Source organism: Evansella sp. AB-rgal1, assembly GCF_041820985.1.
Lineage (GTDB): Bacteria > Bacillota > Bacilli > Bacillales > Salisediminibacteriaceae > Evansella.
In genome coordinates, this window is record NZ_JBGUAU010000064.1 from 1 (window position 1) to 4,372 (window position 4,372).

The window sequence follows — 4,372 nt, forward strand, 5'->3', positions numbered from 1 at the left end:
AAATTATACCAACATAATATAAAAATGTCAATATTTTTTTATTAATTGAAAATCTCGTTTTTTGCCGCAGAAATAATTATATCACAATAACTAATTCTACGCAAGTATTTTTGTTTTTCTTCTTCCGCATTTCAGCGACAATATCTACAATAACAAAATTATGAATTCTGCGCAACAAGTGATGATGAAATTATTATTTTTTTAGAATACAATCACATCTGTAAAAGATTTTGCGCAATCATTGAAGTTTGTGTCACAGATTTAATAGCTTACCATACTATTTTTTACAATACAAGTGGTTTAAATTTTGATATATAATTAATTATTCCCAAACATAAAGTTGATAAAACTAGATTTAGGAGGTTTCACAAAATGAAAAGTATTGATGTTGTAAGCGTTGTTATTAAAAAACGGAAATAATGAGTTGCTATGTACACTTCGTTCAGGAACTATGTCCATGCCTAACCTTTCGGAGTTTCCGGGTGGAAAAAAGAAATAGGAGAATCATTGAAGAATAAACTCAATTTTAGATAAGGAAAAGGACCATTCAAACTAGACACTTCTAGTTTGGATGGTCCTTTTTTTCTTAAAGTAATGTATGGCTTTTCTTTCTACTTTTTAATGAATTCAACTGGCATATCTATAAATAATTTTAAAGCTAAATTTTGCAAATGCCTTATTATGTCAGTATCCGTAATAGTATAATCAACACCACTGATTACTGCTGAATACTTACTGAAATCTTTGTCACTTTCAGTAACTACAAATGTTATTTCTAAAAACTCATAATCATTTTCGAAACGAAGGACCAGTTCATCATCGTTTAACTCATATGCTCCTTCTCCATCATGAATTGCATTAGTGATTACTTTATTACCTTCCAAAAATTCTAATGTCATAATAGAGTAATGCTTATTAGGGCTATTAACATCCTCTTGCATTACTGGAGAATATGCAACATTAAAAGTTTGTCCAGATAATTCCTCACTATTGTTACAAGCAGTGACAAGTACTATTGATAAAAATAATAGAAATACTAACTGTTTTTTCATTATAGTAACCCCTTTCTGATGTCGTAATAATTTATTTACGAAAGAAAACGATAAAAGGGTTCAAATGTATACCATTTTTTTACATAAATAATTCAAAACTCTACGCTCATGTTCCTACTCCAACTACCTCCCGCCAATTCCATTGAGCGGTTTAAAATAAATGTGACAGCAAAAAACATAGTCAGCTAACATTCAATAAGTATTTCTTTCATAATAATCCACCTTTGAAGTAGTTATGGCTATTTATTTGGACATCATTATATGTTAGACATATATATTAAATTAACTATTACTGCTTGTAGTCATTCAAAAGCACAATAAAAGAATGAATATATAAAAAGATTGGGCATTTGAGAACAACTTTTAACTGCTTTCAATGCCCACTAAAATAATCATCTATTCTTTTTAGATCGTTGCTTAAGAAGCTCCATTTTGCTTTTAATTCTCTGTTTTCGACTGTTTGTTTCATCGTTATCTAATTCAATGGTAATTACTTCCTCATTATTAAATACTACACGAACCCAAGAACCTTCTTTCACATCTTCAGGTAACTGAGATAACGATAAAATCATCTCCTTCTCTTCTTCTCCTACTAAAAGAACTACTTTATCTCCATCTACAATTCGATCTACAACAGCTTTATCCAAACTACATTCCTCCTAATTTAAGCAAGCTAAACCCTGATCTTTAATATCATTCAGTCTCGCTGATCCTATCCCATTAATGCTAGTTAATCCATTTATTGATTGAAAAGGACGCGATTTAATAAGTTCCTCGGCTCTCGCATCCCCAATATGAATAATCGTAGTCAATAATTCTTTTGAAGCTGAATTAATATCTACACAATTATTAGTCGAAGAGGGCTGATCGGCTTCATTTTTTCCTCTATTGTTATCTTCTTGTCTATCATTAACTGCAACTGTTCCTGTTTTTTCTGTATAAACGGAGTATGATTTCCCATCCGTTTTAACAATAATCGTGCCATGAATATCGGTACCATATATAGGAACATTTCTATTAGTTATTTCTGTTACAACCTCCACATGAGGATGCCCATAACTATTATTTTCTCCCGCACTATAAATAGTAATTTCAGGGTTAACTTTATCTAAAAATTCTTTCGTATTCGATGTACTTGAACCATGATGACCCAAATGGAAAATATTCGCTTTTAATTCATGACCACGATTTATCATCGCTCGTTCTGTTTGGTGCTCTGCATCTCCTGTAAACAAAAACGCAATGTTCCCATAAACTATCCTCACAGAAATACTACCTTCGTGAAAATTACCAGTTAAACGCTCTGGGTTTATAACCTCAATAATTGCTGACCCTATTGTATATGTTTCACCGGCCCTTGGTTCATGATAATCTGCATCACTTGCAAGAATGGAATCTAACACTCGTTCAAATGTCTGGGAAGTATGCTCATCACCTGACATCCAAACTTCTTTTACTATAAAATTATCCATAACACTATCTATTTGACCAATATGATCTGCATGAGGATGTGTACCAACTAACAAATCAATCATTTTAATATCTAACTTTTGAAGATAAGGTACAACGTCATTTCTATCGTGTCTTCCTGCATCAAATAAGATTGTAAAACTAGGCCCTTTCAATAAAGTAGCTTTACCTTGACCAACATCTATGTAATGAACTTCCATATCACCTTTTACTGTAGAGGAACTACTCACATTTTCTTCATTCTTCCCACCGTTACCATTTATGTGACCGGTATTATCTTCATCCATAATTTCATTGGTAGCATCAGGAATATCTGAAAATTCTTCTTGATTTACACCTGACCTTTTATTATCAGTATTTTCACCTTCTCCACAACCAAAAGAAAGTATAGAAAAAGTAACAAGAAAGATTAGAGCTATATATTTTTTATATTTTTGTTTATGAGTCATTAATTACTACCCCTTCCATATACATTTCATCATAACATCTTACATATGCTTTTTCTTCTCTTTGGTATTTTTTCTCTATTTGTGGTAGGCGGTTTAGTTTTATCACTTAGGATACTAGTTAACTAGTAAGCATAAGAAAAAAGCCTAGAAATCTAGGCTTTTCCTTATGCGTATTTCATGTCTACTTTTTTCACATTTTTTGCTAGTTTTGTATATTGTTTTGTGATATTTACGTCAGAATGACCTGCTAATTGGGCTACAATCGATAAATCTAATCCTTTTTCAATTAACTCGTAACAGAACGTATGTCGAAGTTTATGTGGATGTACTCCGTGTTGCTTTAATGTATGCTGTACTGTGCGTACTGAAATTCTTTTTTGATAGTTAGATAAAAATAGAGCTTCCTCGTTGTCAGTCCTTGATTCTACATACTCTTTTAAATGATGAACTAATGACCTCGGAAGCGGGATGGTCCGTTCATCAGCATCTACTTTATTTCTAACTACCAATTGCCCTGTAAGACTCTTATTATTTAACTCAATATCATTTTTGTTTAAAGAGCAGAGTTCTGAAACTCGAATTCCTGTTTTCAATAAGGTATAGACAATTGCTAAATTACGTATATTTCCATCTAATTCCATCGTTGATATTAAATCTTCTATTTCTTCTTTTGTTAAGAAGTCGGGGGGAGACTTTTCGCTATTTTCTATCTCCGGAAGTTGAATACCTTTTGTTAACTCATATTTTTCTATAAACTTAGCAAAAGAATTAATTGTATTATATATTTTTTTTATTGTAGTAACACTTCTTTTCTCTTTTACTAAAAAGTCAATATAAAGTTGTATATCTTGATGTGATAAGTTTTCCACTGATTTTCCGTATGTTTTCAACCATTTAAAAAACGAGTGAAGTACACCTCGATACGTTTTTACTGTATTTTCGGATCGTCCTTTTTCATAGAGATAGCCCTCAAAACTGTCAAGTATTTCAGTTATTTCAGAGTTTTTTATTATCATCGCTATCTCCTCCTTTACATTTGCACAAATTATATACCATTTTAAAAAAATAGTCAAATTCTGCGCAAGAAAAATGATAGATATCTATTTTAGAGGATTTTATATATCAAAAAAACCCAACAAAAGTTGGGCATTTTATTAGTTATGTATTATAAAAAAGTTTACTACTTATGTGGCGCACCCTAGAGGATTCGAACCTCCGACCCTGGCATTAGAAGTGCCATGCTCTATCCAGCTGAGCTAAGGGCGCATTTAATTATTATTTTGCTTGTTTACACCAAATAAAATTGGTGCGGGTGAAGGGAGTCGAACCCCCACGTCATAAGACACTAGATCCTAAGTCTAGCGCGTCTGCCAATTCCGCCACACCCGCAATTTACTTTTT

4 protein-coding genes and 2 tRNA genes are annotated in these 4,372 nt (G+C 32.1%); all 6 read right to left on the bottom strand.

All coding sequences use genetic code 11. The features are described from left to right. Positions 1 to 611: 611 nt before the first annotated feature. Positions 612 to 1,052, bottom strand: coding sequence for a hypothetical protein (locus ACERII_RS25525; protein ID WP_373645819.1), 441 nt, complete (start codon positions 1,050 to 1,052; stop codon positions 612 to 614). A gap of 392 nt (positions 1,053 to 1,444) precedes the next feature. Next, a complete protein-coding gene (locus ACERII_RS25530; protein ID WP_373645821.1) occupies positions 1,445 to 1,699 on the bottom strand; it encodes a DUF3006 domain-containing protein in 255 nt (84 codons plus the stop codon). Between the two features lie 12 nt (positions 1,700 to 1,711). Beyond that, a complete protein-coding gene (locus ACERII_RS25535; RefSeq protein WP_373645822.1) occupies positions 1,712 to 2,971 on the bottom strand; it encodes an MBL fold metallo-hydrolase in 1,260 nt (419 codons plus the stop codon). A 164-nt stretch (positions 2,972 to 3,135) separates the two neighbouring features. Then, the gene (locus ACERII_RS25540) at positions 3,136 to 3,987 is read right to left on the bottom strand and encodes a tyrosine-type recombinase/integrase (protein ID WP_373645824.1); all 852 of its coding nucleotides are present in this window, start codon (positions 3,985 to 3,987) and stop codon (positions 3,136 to 3,138) included. A 173-nt stretch (positions 3,988 to 4,160) separates the two neighbouring features. Further along, positions 4,161 to 4,237: transfer RNA gene (locus ACERII_RS25545), tRNA-Arg, on the bottom strand. A gap of 38 nt (positions 4,238 to 4,275) precedes the next feature. Continuing rightward, positions 4,276 to 4,360: transfer RNA gene (locus ACERII_RS25550), tRNA-Leu, on the bottom strand. Positions 4,361 to 4,372 lie beyond the last annotated feature (12 nt).

What these genes read in the sequence shown, in the direction of transcription:
- ACERII_RS25525 (WP_373645819.1), bottom strand. Translation starts at nt 1,052, where the DNA reads ATGAAAAAACAGTTAGTATTTCTATTATTTTTATCAATAGTACTTGTC.
- ACERII_RS25535 (WP_373645822.1), bottom strand. Translation starts at nt 2,971, where the DNA reads ATGACTCATAAACAAAAATATAAAAAATATATAGCTCTAATCTTTCTT.
- ACERII_RS25540 (WP_373645824.1), bottom strand. Translation starts at nt 3,987, where the DNA reads ATGATAATAAAAAACTCTGAAATAACTGAAATACTTGACAGTTTTGAG.